This window comes from Rothia sp. 18CD1-1, assembly GCF_055285355.1.
The window spans coordinates 16,414-34,303 of sequence record NZ_JBUZLI010000005.1 but is presented as its reverse complement, the minus strand read 5'-3'; the positions used below and the strand labels follow the sequence as shown (position 1 = coordinate 34,303).

The following is a 17,890-nucleotide window of genomic DNA, read 5'->3' as shown; positions in this document are numbered from 1 at the left end:
AACATCATCCCACCGAGCACTAGACGACCATCAAGGCACCCAACAATCACCTCTCAGAGAGTCAAAATCATAAATAAAAACTCTGCATCTACAGAAAATAGATTTTTCTCTACGTATATTAGTTGTTATATGTATAAATTTATATTCTTGTGCCTACCTGCACGTTAGCGTGCTTAGTGCAGACACGTGTCATTGAGTCTCCCCTCGCTCTGCAATCTCGATAGCGGCAGAGATATAGGCTAGTGCCCCGCTAGATGTGGGATCATAGCTGATCACCGTCTGCTGGTAGCTGGGAGCCTCAGAAATACGAACCGACCGCGGAATGAGTGAGTCAAGGACCTCCTCGGGGAAATGCTCGCGAACTTCATCAGCAACCTGCGAGGCAAGGTTTGTGCGCCCATCATACATCGTCATCAAAATGGTACTGATATGAAGATCAGGATTTAGGTGTTTCTGGATCATCTGAATATTTTTGAGAAGCTGACTCAGCCCCTCAAGAGCATAATACTCGCTCTGAATCGGAATAAGGACCTCCTGTGCCGCGCAGAAAGCATTGATGGTGAGTAAGCCGAGCGAAGGAGGACAATCAATAAAAACGTAGTCAAGACGCGGTAGATCATTTTGTTCCCGCCACTGTGCATAATCCGCCAGGGCTGCTTTGAGCCGGGTTTCCCGCGCAACCATCGAGACAAGTTCAATTTCAGCGCCAGCTAAATCGATGTTGGCCGGTGCCAGCCACAGTCGATCAACATCTGGGCATTTCTGCACAATATCTGCAAGCGGCAAATCGTCAATCAGTACATCATAGGTACTCTGTATATCTGTTCCGTGCTCAATATTGAGAGCTGTGGAAGCATTACCCTGCGGGTCATTATCAACGACGAGCACATTCATACCCTTGGTAGCTAGAGCAGCTGCAAGGTTAACCGCTGTACTGGTTTTCCCCACTCCCCCCTTCTGGTTGGAGATGGTGAAAATTCTCGTGCGGTCGGGCTTACGAAGTGTTATCTGTTCAAGGTCTTGAAATTTCTTTTTCTCGCTCATAATCTCTTTCACCAGTGGGGTGTTGATGTTTTGACTGTGTGCCGTGCGCTCAAGTTTTTCTCGTGTTTCACGTGAAACATGCTGCCCGCGATCGGGTTTTACGGTTGTGGTTGCGTGTTTCGGTTCCGGCGGCATACCGAAGTCGGGGGTGTTGAGGCGTGTGTTCACAGAAACTCCCAATACAGTCTAGGTTCTCTCTTTAAGGGTACCCGCATTCTTCTGACAAGGGAAAATAAATTATTAATAACCGTATATAGGTTGTATAACACCTGCAGAAACCTAAAATTCTTTGCTTCCTCCGGGCAACCTCTCGATGAACAAGCACCGGGTTTAAGTATCCGCTTCCTGTTTCACGTGAAACACTCCCCTATTCAGGACGGGGATAGAAAATCTTCCACAGCAATTGCAGCCCATCGTGCTGCATGGCGAGCACCAATCGTTGATGCTGAAGGACCGTAACCCACCATCTGCACCCTGGGGTCAGCGACGGTGGTGGTTGCCCCCTGAACATCCACCGGTACTTTTTTGAGCGTAATTCCACCGTCAGCAGATTTCAGATGCAAATGGCGAAGATGGGTTACCGCCGGGCGAAAACCGGTTGCCCAAATAATTGAATCAACACGTTCATAAGATCCATCAGCCCATCGGACGCCTTCTTTTTCAAGAGAGGAAAACAGAGGAAGCCGACGATCATATACACCTAAAGTTGCCGCATAGTATTCTTGAGGTCTCAAAAATAGGCCGGTAGAGCTCACAACACTCGCGGGAGCTGCACCCTCCGTCGCAGCTTTCTCCACCTTCTGCACTGCCTTCAGACCGTCAAAAGCACCGCTCAACCACTGCGGCTCCCTACGGGTCACCCAGAGCACCTCGGTATAGTGTGCCAGCTCTCCCAAGAACTGCACAGCCGATGCGCCACCGCCCACAACAAGCACTCGTTTTCCCACAAAGTGCTGAGCCCCCGGATAGTTAGCCGTATGAAACTGTTCTCCCTCAAATATGCGCATACCCGGGTAGTAGGGAATAAAGGGCCGTGTCCAGGTACCTGTCGCATTGATCAAGGTTTTACTCTCTACCGTCCCTCTACTCGTCAAGAGACGTAGATTGTCTCCACTATTTTCAACAGAAAAAACAGACACCGGGCGGAATACCGGGAGGTTATGTTCTTTCTCGTATCGAGAAAAATACTCAGGAACAACCTTATTAGATTGTTTATCTGATTCTTCGGGAGCCTGCGAACCCGGAAGGTCGGCAACACCGTGAACATCGTGCATGGTCAGGGAATCCCAGCGATGCTGCCAGGCACCACCGGCCCGCTCATTAGCATCGAGAACTATAAAATCTATCCCCCGGCGTACAAGTTCATAGGCGGCGGCAAGACCTGACTGACCGGCACCGATCACCACACTGTCAAAAATTTTTCCGTCGTCAAAAACCTGTTCTTCCACAATCTGATAGGCCATGTTTTCCCCTGCATCAAATATTCCGATACGCCGTACACTATCAAAAAAGTGCCCTCCCTCTTTCAGCTGAAAGAGGGAGGGCACAGAAAATAAACCGCTACAGATTTACCCTCACCACGGTGGTCGGCTCTTCAAGAATATCGGTGCCAACGGTAAGGATATCCACTTCGCGGGCACCATACTTATCGAGTTTCTTTCTCGCCCTAGCAACCTCTTCCGCAGCTGCCTTACCCTTCAAAGCCAGCAAGGTTCCGGTACCGCGTAAGATCGGCAGGGTAATATCCACAAGGCCCACCAGGGCAGAAACCGCCCGTGCGGTCACATAGTCGGCTTCCACCTGCCCCACGGCCTGCTCAGCTCGCGAACGCACAATGGTCACGTTTCCGAGCCCTAGATCTTCAACCACTTCATCGAGCCAGATAACACGGCGTTCCAGAGGCTCTATGAGAGTCACAGAAAGATCCGGGCGAGCAAGGGCCAGGCAGAGGCCGGGAAGGCCGGCACCGGACCCCACATCGATAACAGAGGCACCTTCGGCAATAAGTTCCTCAACCACCGCACAGTTAAGCACGTGTCGACCCCATAGGCGAGGTACTTCACGGGGCCCAATAAGCCCTCTCTCTATCCCGCTGTCGGCAAGGTGACCAACATACCGTTGCGCTAACGGTAGACGATCTCCAAACACCTTCTGCGCCGCTGCACGCTCTGTACCGGTCAGCTCTGGGTCCTCGGTCAAAGATTTGCTCCCTCCGGAACAGAAATCACGATATGGCGGCTGCTGCCCTCCCCCTCAGACTCACTGTGAAGCTCGTTCTCTGCTACGAGATCGTGAATAAGCTTACGCTCGTAGGCGCCCAGAGGTTCCAGATGGTAGTCTTCACCGGTTTCTTTGACCTGCGCTATAGCATCCTCAGCCAGCTGAGCCAGACGCTTGATACGGTTTGCACGGTATCCCGCAATATCTAGAATCAGCCGTGAACGGTTACCGGTGGCCGATAGTACCGACAACCGTACGAGCTCTTGAAGTGAATCGAGCACATCTCCGCCCCGGCCTACCAGGGCCTCAAGTTCTTGGCTGTCCTCATCATCGGTGACCACCGATAGGTAGGTGCGACCGTTGCGCACCTCAATATCGATATCACCGTCAATATCGGCGATGTCAAGGAACTCTTCAAGATAGTCGGCAGCGATATCGCCTTCTTCTTCAAGAGCCGTTATATCTTCTTCTACCCCGTGATTTTTGGTTGGTTCAGACACTGTTTCTCTCCTGAAGGGTAATTATTTCTTCTTTTTCTGTTGCTTTTTTTGGCGCTTTTTGCCTATGGGCTGCTGGCGTTGGCCGCGGTTGGCGCGCTCCCTGGCTTCCTGAAGCTCTTTCTCGTGCTCTTCTTTAGTTTTGCCGATAGGGGGCAGACCCTTGGCGGCACGCTTCTCATTGAGTTCGCGTTCTGCTTCTGATCCGGGGGTGGGGTTGTTCTTGATAACCCAGTATTGCTGGCCCACAGACCAGAAGTTAGAGATAGTCCAGTAGACAAGCACACCGATCGGGAAGTTGATACCGGACACCAGGAAAATAATGGGAAAAATGTAGATCATCAGCTGCTGCTGACGGTACATGGGAGATTCTTTTGCCGCCTGGGACATATTTTTTGCTCCCAGCTGTTTCTGGGAGTAGAACATTGACGCAGACATGAGCACCACCAGCACGGCAGCAACCACAATGGTCATGGCGTGGTTACCGTCGCCGGGATTGGTCATACTCGAGAACAGGGGTACCTGGCCAAAAATGTAGGCGTCGTTGAACTGTTTGACCATCTCGGCGGAGAGTACCAAGATGCTTTCATTGTTTGCCGCGGCGGAGGGTACACCATTGAGTACCTGAAAGAGGCCGAAGAAGATCGGCATTTGCACCAAAATAGGCATACAGGAAGATAGGGGGTTTGAACCCGTCTTTCTGTAGAGTGCCATCTGCTCCTGCGCCATTGCCTGGCGGGAGAGCTGGTCTGTTTTACCCTTGTATTTTTTTTGCAGCTTTGCCAGCTCGGGTTGAAGCTCCTGCATACCGCGCATTGACTTTATCTGTTTGACAAAGAGCGGGATAGTGAGAGTCCTCATCACCAGGGTGAGACCAACAATAGCCAGGATCCAGGTGAGCCCTGAAGTTGGGTCTAAACCTAGCGCGGTGAAGACGGTGTGAAATGCCCAGAGAATCGCCGAGACGATCCATTTGAAGGGCCAGAGGATGATGTCAAACATCTAGTTCTCCTTGGCTCATGACGAGCACCTTGTATGGGTATCCGCTGCTAGCTGCGGATGGTTCAACAGTATAATTTTTGGTTCTTTGCCCGGAACAAAGGTTCGTTTTCCGGGTGGAACGTGGTCTATTCCTCCGGCCGCCCAGGGGTGACAGCGAAGCAGTCGCCGGACGGTAAGTGAGAGTCCCCTAACCGCCCCGTGCGTGGTAACCGCTTCGAGGGCGTAGGCTGAACAGCTGGGAAAATATCTGCACACGTTTCCGTAGAGCGGAGAGATAACTGCCCGATAGATTTTGAGGAAAGCGATAACAAGGTTTTGAGGGAGGGTCCAGAACGCTTCACCGATACTGCGGGGGTGCAAAAATTCGTGGGGTGCGGTATCGAGTAGCTGCGTGCCAGAGGGTGGCTGTTGCCGGGCACAGTTGGAGTGGTCTCCCATAGGGGTTATTGCTCCTCTCCCGGGGTTACGGTGGCAGTTTCTAGGCTGTGTGCTACTGCCCAAGTTTTATCTTGCTTAGCAAGTTTAGCAAGGACTCCTGTGCTGGCTGCCCTGTAATCAGCTGCCAGCTCACCCCAGCTTGCTTGTGCCGAAGCTGGTAATGCACGGACTACCAGGTAGAGACCTTGCGGATTATCTTTTATTGTCTCTGCGGCGAGTTCTCGCAGGCGTCTCTTGACTTTGTTGCGGGTTACTGCGTTTCCTACTGCTTTGGAGACAATGAATCCCGCTAGGGCCGGTTGCGGTGGTTTTTTGAGTGCATATAGAACTAAGTTCCGGCGTCCTGATCGGACACCGGAACGTGTAGTTTCTGAGAATTGGACTTTTGTCCGCATGCGGTGCTGTTGATCCAGCACGTGTTCTCCTTTCGGTTTCGACGGCCGGTACGGCCTGCCGATAGGGGAAGGAGCTGGTTATGCCGACAGGGAGGTACGGCCTTTGGCCCGGCGGTTTGCTAGGATAGCGCGGCCTGCGCGGGTGCGCATGCGAAGACGAAAGCCGTGTTTTTTTGCACGACGGCGGTTATTCGGCTGAAAGGTCCGCTTGCTCATTTTTGTAACTCCACAACGTTGGTAGGGGCGCAACCCTATTGCCAGTGGTTAGAAACAGGTTGACGCTTTTTCTTGGGCTTGTGTGTTCTGTAGACGGCTCCCCGCGTTGCCAGCGTAACCTCTGACGGATCTAGCGGTAGGGGGTGCGAACTGACACACACATACGAATAGAAACTCTATGACGTTACGAGAGCTTGGTCAAGCCTGCTCAGGGTAGGTCTTTAATCACAGATTGTGTATAAGGTACTGTCCACAGAGGTTGATTCTACCCCGCACACTCACCCTGCATAGAAGTTTTCCACAGAAGCTGCGGGACGACTGTGCACACTGTATGCCGATAGATATGCGGGGTTTTCCTCACTACCCACCCCGGTTATCAACAGAAATCCACAGAGATTTCCACCTATACCCCACAAGCTCTCCCACCTGTGTATAAAGTCTGTGGATAAACAGATGTGTGGCGGTTTTATGCCTTACAATTTTTATAGTCTCGTACCACCACAACGCCTAGGAGAGTCATGGGTGAATCCCTCAACGAAGATATTTTGATTCGATGGAACCACGTGATGACTCAGCTGCGCAAAAGCGTTGGACCTCGTTTAGGTGGGTTTATTGGGCTGGCCCAACCCCAGGCCTACATGGGAAACGTGCTGCTGATTGCGGTTCCCAACGAGTACACGCGAGAGGTTTTTCAGAAGAAGATTAATACCGAGCTGAAACAAGCTCTCTCCGATGCTTTCGGCGAGGGAACCTCGGAGGCCATCGTGATTGACATGAGCCTCGATGATAGACAGCAAGACAGCGAAGATAGCAGCCTGCGGGAGGAACATCCTCAACCGGTTGTGGAACAACCAAAAACTTCCGGTAGCCCCGGAGTATCCTCGGACGAAGATGAGCAGGTTAGACAAACAAACAGTCGTAGCGGTCAGAAATCGTCTTCTACTCCATCGCTGGAGGATTTAGAGGCCGAACTGGGGAAATCTAGCCCCAGTTTTGCCCAGGACCCCGCTCTTGCCGGTGAAGATTCAACCGACTATCCCGGCACTGATCTGCCACCTGCTACTCCGGATGATGAAAATTCTGAGGCGGTCTGGGAATCTTCGGCCCGCCTCAACCCAAAATACACTTTTGATACCTTTGTCATCGGGCAGTCTAACCGCTTTGCCCACGCGGCTGCTTTCGCTGTCTCTGAAACCCCGGCAAGCGCCTACAACCCGCTCTTTATCTACGGTGATTCCGGTCTGGGAAAAACCCATCTGCTGCACGCTATCGGGCACTATGCCAAACACCTCTACCCCAATCTGAGGGTGCGCTATGTCAATTCTGAGGAGTTCACCAACGACTTTATTAACTCGATCCGCGACGATGAGGGATCGTCCTTTAAACAGATTTACCGCAATGTAGACATGCTTTTGATCGACGATATCCAGTTTTTGGCGGGTAAGGAGCATACTCAAGAAGAGTTTTTTCACACTTTCAACGCCCTACACAACCACCAGAAGCAGGTGGTGATCACCTCGGATATGCCCCCCAAACTTCTCACGGGGTTTGCCGAGCGTATGCGCTCACGGTTTGAGTGGGGCCTCATCACCGATGTCCAGCCACCGGAGTTGGAAACCCGCATAGCTATTCTGCGGAAGAAGGCCCAAAACGAGTCTCTGGATGTCCCCGATACCGTGATGGAGTATATTGCCTCGAATATCACCACCAACATTCGGGAGCTTGAGGGTGCACTGATCCGGGTGACTGCTTTTGCCTCGCTGAATAAGCAGAAGGTTGATAGATCCCTGGCTGAGCTGGTGCTCAAAGATCTGATTACCGACGATTCCGCGCAGGAAATTACCGCGTCGCAGGTTCTTACGGCCACCGCGTCGTATTTTGATATCACCATTGACGATCTCAAGTCGAAGTCTCGTAACCGTACCCTAGTGTCGGCCCGGCAGATTGCCATGTATCTGTTGCGAGAGCTTACCGATATGTCGCTACCGCGGATCGGCCAGGAGTTTGGCGGAAGGGATCACACCACTGTGATTCACGCAGACCGCAAGATCCGCAAGCTGATGTCTGAGAGGCAGCAGATCTTTGATCAGGTTACCGAGCTCACCAACAGGATTAAACAGGAGCAGCGGTCCCAAAAGTAGCCTGTGGATAACATGTGTCGTTACAGCCTATGTCTGTGGATGTTAAGTGCATACTTATGCGGAAGCTGTGGGTAAAAAATTATGCATAATTATTCATCCACTTAAGCCCCACAGTCCTGCTTGCGGTAGTCCACACTCTATCAACAAGCACTTTTGGCGGAAATCCGGGGTCTACGGTCGTTTTCCACAGTGTTCACAGGGGTTATTAACACTACTCATCTTTAAGAAAAAAGAAAACAAATAACATTTTTCGCCCATCGTGGTTCGTTCCACCTCCCAGAGCCTGTAATTACAAGCTCTTTAGAGCACCGTCGATTGCCGTCCCACCGTGTAATTACACAGATCTGTTCCCAGCTGAAATATCCGGTAAACTGAAAAACCACAGTCTGCCTGTACCGTGGCAGCTACACCACTAGACCGTATGGAGACCAGGAGCCCCGGTGAAATTTACTATTGATCGTGAAGCACTTACCGACGCAGTTGGTTGGACTGCCCGATCACTGTCACCCCGTCCTCCTGTGCCGGTACTGGCAGGTCTTCTGATCAAAGCTGAAAACGGTGAAGTAACCATTGCCAGCTTTGACTATGAGACGTCGGCAAAACTTCATGTAGAAGCAGATATTAGTGAAGAAGGAACCAGCCTGGTTTCTGGCAGATTGCTGGCTGAAATCTGCCGTTCACTCCCCAAACACAGCGAAGTTACCGTTGAAACGAATGAATCTAAGTTGCACCTCAACTGCGGTGCAGCAAACTTTAATTTGGCAACCATGCCTGTCGGTGACTACCCGGAGCTACCGGATCTACCCGCTGTATCTGGGACTGTGGAGGGATCGGAATTTGCCCGCGCAGTTAGCCAGGTTGCCGTTGCGGCCTCTAAAGATGACACGCTACCTATCCTCACCGGTGTACGGATGGAAATCGAGGCGGATACGATAGTGCTTTTGGCAACCGACCGTTACCGGTTGGCCATGCGCGAGTTGAACTGGAGTCCGAATAAAACGGATATTTCAACGGCCGCGCTCATCAAAGCAAAAACAATCACCGAGGTGGCAAAAACTCTCGGCGGGTCGGGGAATCTCAACATTGCTCTGTCAGATTCCCACGAACTCATCGGATTCGAGTCAGAAAACCGGCGTACCACCAGCCTGCTTGTCGACGGGGAATACCCCAAAATTCGCTCGCTTTTTCCCGAAGCAACACCTATCCACGCCATCGTAAGGACATCAGACCTTATAGAGTCAGTTCGCCGTGTCTCCCTGGTCGCCGAACGTAACACCCCGGTACGGCTCGCATTTACCCAGGGGCAAGTAACCCTCGATGCCGGTACCGGCGAAGACGCTCAAGCAACCGAGACCCTCCAGGCCCAGCTTGAGGGAGAAGATATCACGGTTGCCTTCAACCCGGTGTATCTCTCCGAAGGTCTCAACACGTTCAGCACTGATTTTGTGCGATTTTCCTTCACCACTCCCCCCAAGCCTGCTGTGCTCTCCGGCCAAAACGATCCCCTTGACGATGATGAGAAAAACTACCGTTATCTACTCATGCCGGTGAGACTCCCCCAACAGTAAATACCGGACTGCCAACAGAAGCCACCGAAAGGTACACGTTGTACATCGACCATATTTCGTTGATGGACTACCGCACATATACCCTGCTCAACCTTAAGCTATCCCCCGGTGTGACGGTTTTTCTCGGTGCAAACGGCGTAGGCAAAACAAATATAGTTGAGGCGATCGACTATACAGCCAATCTGGGGTCTCACCGAGTGAGCAACGATTCTTCACTGGTGCGTGTGGGAGCGCAGCGTGCCTATATCCGTACCAGGGTAATCCGTGCTTCCCAGCAAACCGTTACCGAGTTTGAAATCTCGCCGGGAAAGAGCAACCGGGTGCGGATCAACAGGGCAGCACCGGTGCGGGCCCGGGAAGCACACGGTATAGTTTCAACGGTTCTCTTCTCCCCCGAAGACCTCCAGCTGGTCAAAGGCGAGCCACTGTTTCGGAGGCGTTTTCTCGATGACCTGGCGGTGGCTCTACGCCCTGCCGTTGCCGCCTATCGCGCAGATTACGAGAGGATCCTACGTCAGCGCAACTCGCTACTTAAAACCATGCGCGGAGGAAAAACGTCCAATGAAGAACTGAGAACCCTGGATGTGTGGAACGACCAGCTGGCAGAGGCCGGGTCCCACCTGATGCGGGCCAGACTGAGTGTGCTCACCCGGGTTATACCCCAGGTACAGAGGGCCTACAGGGAGCTTACCGACGGCACAAAAGAGGTAAATATTTCTTACCAGTCGACAATTTTTCCAACGATGTCAGGCAGCCTACTCCCCGGGGCGGCACGTATGGGGACCGACTATTATACTGAAGCTCTACTGCGAGGGTTTGGCGAAAAAAGAAGAGAAGAAATTGACCGCGGAGTAACCCTCGTCGGGCCCCACCGCGATGATATAGCTCTTGAACTGGGTGGTATTCCCGCCCGCGGGTTTGCCTCCCACGGGGAAACCTGGTCTTTGGCATTGGCTCTGCGGCTTGGCTCATGGTATGTGCATCGAGAAGATCAAGAAACAGTGGGAAACTCCCCTATTCTCATTCTTGACGATGTGTTTGCTGAACTCGATGAAGCCCGCCGGCACCGTTTGGGGGCTATCGTCTCCGGGGCGGAACAGGTTCTGGTGACCTGTGCCGTAGCCACCGATATACCGGAAGAGCTGGGAGAACCGGCAATAATTCGTGTTGAGCCTGGTCGGGCAGAATACGGAGAAAACAGTGACCGGTGAAAAAGACCCCCACCGTTTTGAAGACGCGGTAGATGCTCCTGCGGCTCTGCTCTACAGACTCCGTCGTGCCGCAGCAGACCGCGGTGAGGGGCGCCTGACGGGGAACGCGGCAAAAAAAATCCTTAAAGACTTTGGTTCGGTCATAGAGTCAGCTACCGCGAAAGGACGTCGGCACCGCTACCGAGACTCGGGCTGGGATCCGCGCAGACTGGGCGGCTATACCGGTGCCGGACGTTCTACCCGTGACCCTAAACCTTTGGGCGGTGTTGTCGAGTCGCTGATAAGTAGCCGTGGATGGAAGGAACCGGTGGCGGTTTCATCTGTTTTAGCGCGCTGGAATCAGCTGATGGGCGAAGAACTTTCCCAGCACGTACAACCCGAGAGCTATCAGGATTCCACCGTGGTTGTCCGCTGCGATAGTACGGCGTGGACAACCCAGGTAAAGCTGATGCGCGGAGAGATTCTTGCCATGTTTGACCGTGAACTGGGGCAGGGCGTGGTTTCTCGTCTGGTGATCAACGGCCCTCATGTTCCCAGCTGGAAACGGGGGCGTAGAGTAGCACCCGGTGGGCGGGGCCCCCGCGACACCTACGGATAATTTCGTTTCTGACACAGCTGATGGCGTTGATGAGCCCCACCCACATACGATGCCCTATAGGCTCTCAAAAGTGCCCTGTAGGGCTGTATAGGCGTCATGCGGTGTTCTTTTGCTGCTGAATCGAGCTTAAAAACTCTAAAAATAGGGCAAATTCAGCTAGAATTAGGGTAGATATAGCGCACGCTCACCACCATGAAGTTGCACTTAAAACATGCGGTTTGGCCCGCGGGAGAACCCGCCAAAACACAATGTTTTGGGTGCGTTTTTATGCCGTACCTACCCAGAAGGTACAGTGCTCGGGCGCGCTGACACTCATACAAGGAGCCTAAGAACCTGTGGCAGCTGAAGAAACATCCCACGAATACGGTGCCTCTGACATTACTGTGCTTGAAGGACTCGAAGCAGTAAGAAAACGTCCGGGCATGTATATCGGGTCCACTAACGAACGCGGCTTACATCACCTGGTTTACGAGGTTGTAGATAATTCCGTTGACGAAGCACTTGCCGGCTACGCAGATCATATTGAAGTTACCATCTTAGAAGACGGTGCGGTGCGGGTGAGCGATAACGGCCGCGGTATTCCCGTTGACGAGCACCCCACCGAGCACAAGCCCACCGTTGAGGTGGTGATGACTATTCTGCATGCCGGCGGAAAATTCGGTGGCGGCGGTTACGCTGTATCCGGAGGTCTGCACGGTGTGGGTATCTCCGTTGTTAACGCTCTGTCGACCAGGGTTGAAACACGGGTCTGCCGGCAGGGTTATCAGTGGGATATCTCTTTCTCCGGGGGCGGCATGACCGAACGTGAGCTAGCCCGCGGTAAGGCAACTGATGCCACCGGAACCACCCAAACCTTCTGGCCAGATCCCGAAATTTTTGAGACTGTCGAGTTTGATTTTGAGACGCTACGTGCTCGCTTTCAACAGATGGCCTTTTTGAATAAGGGGCTGTCGATTTCTCTCACCGATGAGCGTGGAATGCACGAGGGTGACGAGGTGACAGGCGAGGAGGAAAAGAAGAAGGCACCCAAGCTCAACCAGGTGGGTGCTAATGCAGACGGGCACAGGACCGTTACCTACATGTACGAAAACGGCCTGCTTGACTACGTGCACTTTCTTAATGTTTCAAAAAAGCTCGATGTTGTTAACGAAGAGATTATTTCTTTTGAAGCGGAAGATACTGAGCGCGTGATGAGCTTGGAAGTTGCCATGCAGTGGACTTCCGCCTATAAGGAATCGGTTCACACCTACGCCAATACTATCAACACTCACGAGGGGGGAACCCATGAAGAGGGATTCCGCTCGGCCCTGACATCGCTGATTAATCGTTACGCTCGCGACCATAAGTTGCTCCGTGACAAAGACGATAACCTAACCGGTGAGGACGTGCGTGAAGGTCTTACCGCGGTTGTCTCCGTCAAAATTTCGGAGCCGCAGTTTGAGGGCCAAACTAAAACCAAGCTGGGTAACTCCGAGGCGAAGACTTTTGTTCAGCGTGAGATGACCGATCATTTGGGTGACTGGTTTGAGCGTAACCCGCAGGTGGCGCGAGAGATTATTCGTCGCGCTATCACAGCTGCTTCGGCCCGGATTGCCGCGCGTAAAGCGCGTGAGACCACTCGACGTAAGGGGCTGTTGGAGACGGGTTCCATGCCCGGTAAGCTCAAAGATTGCTCCTCCAAAGACCCGACCATCTCCGAGATTTATTTGGTGGAGGGTGACTCTGCCGGTGGTTCTGCTGTTCAGGGGCGGGATCCCAATACTCAGGCTATTCTTCCGTTGCGGGGAAAGATCCTCAATGTTGAGCGGGCGCGTCTGGATAGAGCGCTTTCTAACCAGGAAATTCAGTCGATGATTACGGCTTTTGGGTCCGGGATCGGTGATGATTTTGATATTGCTCGGGCACGCTATCACAAGGTAGTGCTCATGGCTGATGCTGATGTTGATGGCCAGCACATCACGACCCTGCTGCTGACTCTGCTCTTTAGATTTATGCGGCCCATGATTGAGGCGGGCTATGTCTACCTAGCGCAGCCTCCTCTCTATCGCATTAAGTGGTCAAATGCTCCCCATGACTATGTTTACTCTGATGCTGAGCGTGATGAGGTTCTTGCGCGCGGTCTTTCTAATAACCAGAGGATCCCTAAAGACAACGGTATTCAGCGTTACAAGGGTTTGGGGGAGATGGACTATACCGAGCTGTGGGATACCACCATGAACCCCGAAACTCGAACTTTATTGCAGGTGACTATGGACGATGCCTCGGCCGCAGACCAGATTTTTACCGTGCTCATGGGTGAGGACGTTGAGTCTCGCCGCGAGTTCATTCAGCAGAACGCAAAAGACATTCGATTCCTTGATATTTAGCGGATAAACCGGACACATAACTTGCAAGGAATATAAATCAAGGATGATAAAAGAAACGGATAGCTCCTATGAGTGACGAAACCCAGAACGAATCTAACCTCCCGGTAGAGGGCGAGGTTATAGGTAGTGCTCTTGAAGATTCGGTCGGGCCTCACGGCCGTATCAGCCGGATTGATCTGCGTATGGAAATGGAACGCTCCTACCTCGACTACGCGATGGCGGTTATTATTGGGCGTGCCCTCCCCGATGTTCGAGATGGGCTCAAGCCGGTACACCGGCGAGTTATCTACGCCATGTATGACGGTGGATACCGGCCGGATCGCTCCTTCAACAAGTGCGCGCGCGTGGTTGGTGAGGTCATGGGCCAGTACCACCCTCACGGTGACTCTGCCATCTACGATGCTCTGGTTCGCCTGATCCAGCCCTGGATTATGCGCTACCCGCTGGCCCTGGGACAGGGAAACTTTGGTTCGCCCGGTAATGACGGTGCAGCAGCTCCGCGCTATACCGAAACCAAGATGTCTCCGGTTGCCATGGAAATGGTGCGTGACATTCACGAAGACACTGTGGATTTTCAGGATAACTACGACGGCAAGAACCAGGAGCCGACCGTTCTTCCCTCTCGTATTCCTAACCTACTCATTAACGGTTCTTCGGGTATTGCCGTGGGTATGGCAACCAATATTCCGCCGCACAATCTTGGTGAGATTGCTCAGGGCGTGGAGTGGTTTTTACAGAATCCGCAGGCTAGCAACGAGGAGCTTCTTGAGGCTCTGATCCAGCGTATTAAAGGACCGGATTTTCCCACCGGTGCCACCATTTTGGGGCATAAGGGCATCGAAAACGCTTACCGCACCGGGCGCGGGTCAATTACCATGCGGGCGGTTGTCAACGTTGAAGAAATTCAGGGCCGTACCTGCCTGGTGGTCACCGAGCTACCCTATCAGGCTAACCCCGATAATCTTGCGATCAAGATTGCCGAGCTGGTGAAAGACGGAAAGATCACCGGTATCGCGGATCTTCGCGACGAAACGTCTGGCCGCACCGGTCAGCGTCTGGTGATTGTGCTCAAACGCGATGCCGTTGCCAAGGTTGTGCTCAATAACCTGTACAAGCACACGCAGCTTCAGGAAAATTTTTCGGCAAATATGCTGGCAATTGTCGACGGTGTCCCGCGTACCCTTTCACTGGACGCTTTTATTCGGCACTGGGTGAGTCACCAGCTTGAAGTGATCGTGCGCCGGACCAGGTACCGCCTACGCCAGGCTGAGGCTGAGGCCCATATTCTTCGTGGTCTCTTGAAAGCGCTGGATGCTCTGGATGAGGTGATTGCGCTGATCCGTCGCTCCCCCACAGCCGATGAGGCGCGCACGGGTCTCATGGATTTTCTGGGTATCGATGAGGAACAGGCGCAGGCTATTCTCAATATGCAGCTACGCCGGTTGGCTGCTCTGGAGCGTCAGAAGATCCAGGACCGCCATGATGAACTTATGCGGCTGATCAGTGACTATAAAGAGATTATCGGTTCTGAGGATCGCCAGCGTTCTATTATCTCTGAGGAACTGGGAGACATTGTTAACCGCTACGGGGATGAGCGCCGCACCAAAATACTCATGGGTTACGACGGTGACATGTCGATGGAAGACCTCATTCCTGAAGAAGAAATGGTGGTCACTATTACCCGTGGCGGTTATGTGAAGCGCACCCGTAGCGACCAGTACCGTTCGCAGCACCGCGGCGGTAAGGGTATTAAGGGCGCTTCTCTGCGCGGTGATGATGTGGTGGAACAGTTCTTTGTAACCACCACGCACAATTGGATCCTGTTCTTTACCAATCTTGGCCGGGTGTATCGCACCAAGGCGTATGAGCTGATGGAAGCGGGCCGTGACGCTAAGGGGCAGCACGTTGCAAACCTGCTTGCTTTCCAGCCCGATGAGACCATTGCCAAGGTGATGGAGCTCAAGTCCTATGAGGACGCCCCCTACCTGGTTTTGGCCACCAAGAACGGTTTGGTGAAGAAGTCTCGGCTTGCTGATTATGACACCAACCGCACCTCCGGTGTTATTGCCATCAACCTGCGTGAGGGCGACGAGTTGGTTTCTGCGCGTCTTGCCTCCTCCGAAGATGATCTGATGCTGATTTCACGGAAGGGTCAGTCTCTGCGCTTCAAAGCAAGCGACGAGGCGCTTCGGCCTATGGGGCGGGCTACCTCGGGTGTGAGCGGTATGAAGTTCCGGGATGACGATGAGCTTCTATCCATGAATGTGGTGACCGATGACTCCTATGTTTTTGTGGTGACCGAGGGTGGCTATGCTAAGCGGACCAAGGTCGAGGAGTACAGGGTGCAGGGTCGCGGTGGTCTGGGTATTAAGGTTGCCAAGCTCGCCGAAGATCGCGGAGATTTGGTGGGTGGACTTATTGTTGAGGACGACGATGAGGTGCTGGTGGTGATGCAGTCCGGCAAGGTGGTGCGCACCGCTGTTGCCGAGGTTCCCGCTAAGGGCCGCGACACCATGGGCGTTATTTTTGCTAAGCCGGGTAGGGGCGATCATATTGTGGGTGTTGCCCGTAACCAGGACCGGGACCTTGAGAAAGATTTGGCAGAGGGGGCAGAACCGGTATCTGAGGGTGGTTCTTTAGAATCTGTTTCAGATGCCAGCATGGAGACGGAAAATCAAGTACCGTTAGAAAATGGTTAAAATGAGCGGGGGTCAGTGCCTACTGACTTTTCCGTCCACAATGCACACGGAGGTATTTAGTGACTACGCCCGGTACTAATGCGCGTAAGCCTGCAGCGCGTCGTCCTGCTCAGCAGGGGACTCGCACGGGGAGCCGTGCGGCTAATCCTCGCGGGAGTAATCAGCAGCGAGGTGCTACCGGTCGCGGTAATAAGCCGCTGGTGCGTCCCGCGCCGAGATCTAAGGTTCGTCGTGCCCGTCTGGTTGTTGCGCGGATTGATACTTTCTCTGTGGCTAAGCTGGTTTTTTTGCTTTCGGTTGCTGTGGGGATTGTTTTTGTTGTCGCTTCGGTGGTGCTGTGGCTTGCTATGCAGGCAACGGGTGCTTTCCAGGGGATCAACGATATGCTGACGATGCTTGGCACTACCGGAAACCAGATTGATATTTCCGAGTATCTGTCCCTGGGGCAGGTTGCCCTGTATACCACGCTGATATCGGTGGTGAATGTGGTGCTTTTTACCCTGTTGGGGGTTATTTGCGCGATACTTTATAACGTGGCGGCGAAGCTGGTGGGCGGGGTGAGCCTGACGCTGACCGATGACTAGGAGAGTCTGCTCTGACAAGGCGAAATATTCTGTGGTGGGGAACACTGAATTTCGATTTGGAAGTTCTGTTCTGCTCGTGTAAAGTTTTATTTCGTCCTTGAGGGGCGGATCAAGGGCGTATAGCTCAGACGGTTAGAGCGCTACACTGATAATGTAGAGGTCCCAGGTTCAATTCCTGGTACGCCCACTCCCTACTTGAGGAGAGATGATGAAGAAGATTCTTATGATTCTCGCGGTTGCGGCAGCGTCTTTCGCTGTAGTTCGCCGGATGAGGGATGAAAAAAAGAATAGGGATTCTTGGAAAGAGTCGACAGATTCTGTATAGTATTATAGGGTTGTAAAACCGAGGATGTGGCGCAGTTGGGTAAGCGCTTATGCCGCCAAAGCGGCAGAGATAGGGGTTCGAGTCCCCTCGCCTCCACGTTTCGGTGATGATAGCAAGAGGGAAACGCCTGGTTCCATTCCGAACCCAGAAGCTAAGCCTCTTCGCGCCGATGGTACTGCACTGGAGACGGTGTGGGAGAGTAGGTTATCGCCGAACTATATTTTGGTGGGAGGTCTCAAGCAGTGAGCTTGAGACCTCCCCTTTTTTGTGCGGTCATGGTTCTGGTAGTTCTTATACTTGCTGGGTGGGCGTGGATGCTGTGAATGAGCTTTGCTATGACCACTATCTCGGTGCAGAGAAAATGAATTTAAAGTTAACGTATTGTGGCGTGCTGGTTGACCGGTGTGGGTTTTACGAAATACCCGGGTGAAACCCAAAGAAAGCCACATTATTGATCACAAAATGGTCACAAAGACAGTAAGTTTATCTGGGTAATATTTGCGGGGAAGTAGGATGACCGGAGTCTGGGCGGGTAGAGTGTGCCCGTCGAGTCATGTTGTTTTAGCTGTGGGTATGTGGTTTAAAA

The 17,890-nt window shown here is 52.8% G+C and carries 16 protein-coding genes, 1 tRNA gene and 1 rRNA gene; 10 read left to right on the top strand and 8 right to left on the bottom strand.

Annotation, left to right across the window (positions count from 1 at the left end; genetic code table 11):
- Window positions 1–189: 189 nt before the first annotated feature.
- The 8 genes from ACS1BR_RS05450 to rpmH all read right to left on the bottom strand — a co-directional run bounded on the left by ACS1BR_RS05450 (window position 190) and on the right by rpmH (window position 5,812).
- Entirely contained in the window at window positions 190–1,044 is an 855-nt protein-coding gene (locus ACS1BR_RS05450; protein ID WP_463560882.1) for a ParA family protein, read from the bottom strand.
- 371 nt (window positions 1,045–1,415) lie between these two features.
- Window positions 1,416–2,507 carry an FAD-dependent oxidoreductase gene (locus ACS1BR_RS05445; RefSeq protein WP_463560823.1) on the bottom strand — a complete coding sequence of 364 codons (1,092 nt, stop codon included), beginning with the start codon at window positions 2,505–2,507 and terminating at the stop codon, window positions 1,416–1,418.
- A 97-nt stretch (window positions 2,508–2,604) separates the two neighbouring features.
- Window positions 2,605–3,243, bottom strand: coding sequence for a 16S rRNA (guanine(527)-N(7))-methyltransferase RsmG (gene rsmG, locus ACS1BR_RS05440; RefSeq protein ID WP_463560821.1), 639 nt, complete (start codon window positions 3,241–3,243; stop codon window positions 2,605–2,607).
- Window positions 3,240–3,764 (bottom strand): Jag family protein, encoded by a 525-nt coding sequence (locus ACS1BR_RS05435; RefSeq protein ID WP_463560819.1) that lies wholly within the window; start codon window positions 3,762–3,764, stop codon window positions 3,240–3,242. Before ACS1BR_RS05435 ends, rsmG begins: the two co-directional genes overlap by 4 nt.
- A 21-nt stretch (window positions 3,765–3,785) precedes the next feature.
- Window positions 3,786–4,763 (bottom strand): membrane protein insertase YidC, encoded by a 978-nt coding sequence (gene yidC / locus ACS1BR_RS05430; RefSeq protein WP_463560817.1) that lies wholly within the window; start codon window positions 4,761–4,763, stop codon window positions 3,786–3,788.
- Between the two features lie 15 nt (window positions 4,764–4,778).
- Entirely contained in the window at window positions 4,779–5,201 is a 423-nt protein-coding gene (gene yidD / locus ACS1BR_RS05425) for a membrane protein insertion efficiency factor YidD (RefSeq protein WP_463560815.1), read from the bottom strand.
- A gap of 5 nt (window positions 5,202–5,206) precedes the next feature.
- The gene (gene rnpA / locus ACS1BR_RS05420; protein WP_463560813.1) at window positions 5,207–5,617 is read right to left on the bottom strand and encodes a ribonuclease P protein component; all 411 of its coding nucleotides are present in this window, start codon (window positions 5,615–5,617) and stop codon (window positions 5,207–5,209) included.
- Between the two features lie 57 nt (window positions 5,618–5,674).
- Window positions 5,675–5,812 (bottom strand): 50S ribosomal protein L34, encoded by a 138-nt coding sequence (gene rpmH, locus ACS1BR_RS05415; RefSeq protein WP_463560812.1) that lies wholly within the window; start codon window positions 5,810–5,812, stop codon window positions 5,675–5,677.
- 518 nt (window positions 5,813–6,330) lie between these two features.
- Here rpmH and dnaA point away from each other — a divergent pair.
- The 10 genes from dnaA to rrf all read left to right on the top strand — a co-directional run bounded on the left by dnaA (window position 6,331) and on the right by rrf (window position 17,520).
- The gene (gene dnaA, locus ACS1BR_RS05410; RefSeq protein WP_463560810.1) at window positions 6,331–7,953 is read left to right on the top strand and encodes a chromosomal replication initiator protein DnaA; all 1,623 of its coding nucleotides are present in this window, start codon (window positions 6,331–6,333) and stop codon (window positions 7,951–7,953) included.
- 440 nt (window positions 7,954–8,393) lie between these two features.
- Window positions 8,394–9,521, top strand: coding sequence for a DNA polymerase III subunit beta (dnaN, locus tag ACS1BR_RS05405; RefSeq protein WP_463560808.1), 1,128 nt, complete (start codon window positions 8,394–8,396; stop codon window positions 9,519–9,521).
- A gap of 38 nt (window positions 9,522–9,559) precedes the next feature.
- Window positions 9,560–10,732 carry a DNA replication/repair protein RecF gene (gene recF, locus ACS1BR_RS05400; protein ID WP_463560806.1) on the top strand — a complete coding sequence of 391 codons (1,173 nt, stop codon included), beginning with the start codon at window positions 9,560–9,562 and terminating at the stop codon, window positions 10,730–10,732.
- Window positions 10,722–11,330: a DciA family protein gene (locus ACS1BR_RS05395; RefSeq protein WP_463560805.1), complete on the top strand. Its 609-nt coding sequence runs from the start codon at window positions 10,722–10,724 to the stop codon at window positions 11,328–11,330. The genes recF and ACS1BR_RS05395 overlap by 11 nt, the downstream gene beginning before the upstream one ends.
- A 335-nt stretch (window positions 11,331–11,665) precedes the next feature.
- The gene (gene gyrB, locus ACS1BR_RS05390; protein ID WP_463560803.1) at window positions 11,666–13,696 is read left to right on the top strand and encodes a DNA topoisomerase (ATP-hydrolyzing) subunit B; all 2,031 of its coding nucleotides are present in this window, start codon (window positions 11,666–11,668) and stop codon (window positions 13,694–13,696) included.
- A 68-nt stretch (window positions 13,697–13,764) separates the two neighbouring features.
- Window positions 13,765–16,395 carry a DNA gyrase subunit A gene (gene gyrA, locus ACS1BR_RS05385; RefSeq protein ID WP_463560801.1) on the top strand — a complete coding sequence of 877 codons (2,631 nt, stop codon included), beginning with the start codon at window positions 13,765–13,767 and terminating at the stop codon, window positions 16,393–16,395.
- Between the two features lie 59 nt (window positions 16,396–16,454).
- Window positions 16,455–16,979, top strand: a complete 525-nt coding sequence (locus tag ACS1BR_RS05380; RefSeq protein ID WP_463560799.1) for a DUF3566 domain-containing protein — start codon at window positions 16,455–16,457, stop codon at window positions 16,977–16,979.
- 113 nt (window positions 16,980–17,092) lie between these two features.
- Window positions 17,093–17,166, top strand: a tRNA-Ile gene (locus tag ACS1BR_RS05375).
- 18 nt (window positions 17,167–17,184) lie between these two features.
- Window positions 17,185–17,304 carry a DLW-39 family protein gene (locus tag ACS1BR_RS05370; RefSeq protein WP_463560798.1) on the top strand — a complete coding sequence of 40 codons (120 nt, stop codon included), beginning with the start codon at window positions 17,185–17,187 and terminating at the stop codon, window positions 17,302–17,304.
- Between the two features lie 99 nt (window positions 17,305–17,403).
- Window positions 17,404–17,520, top strand: a 5S ribosomal RNA gene (rrf, locus tag ACS1BR_RS05365).
- The last annotated feature ends 370 nt before the right edge of the window (window positions 17,521–17,890 follow it).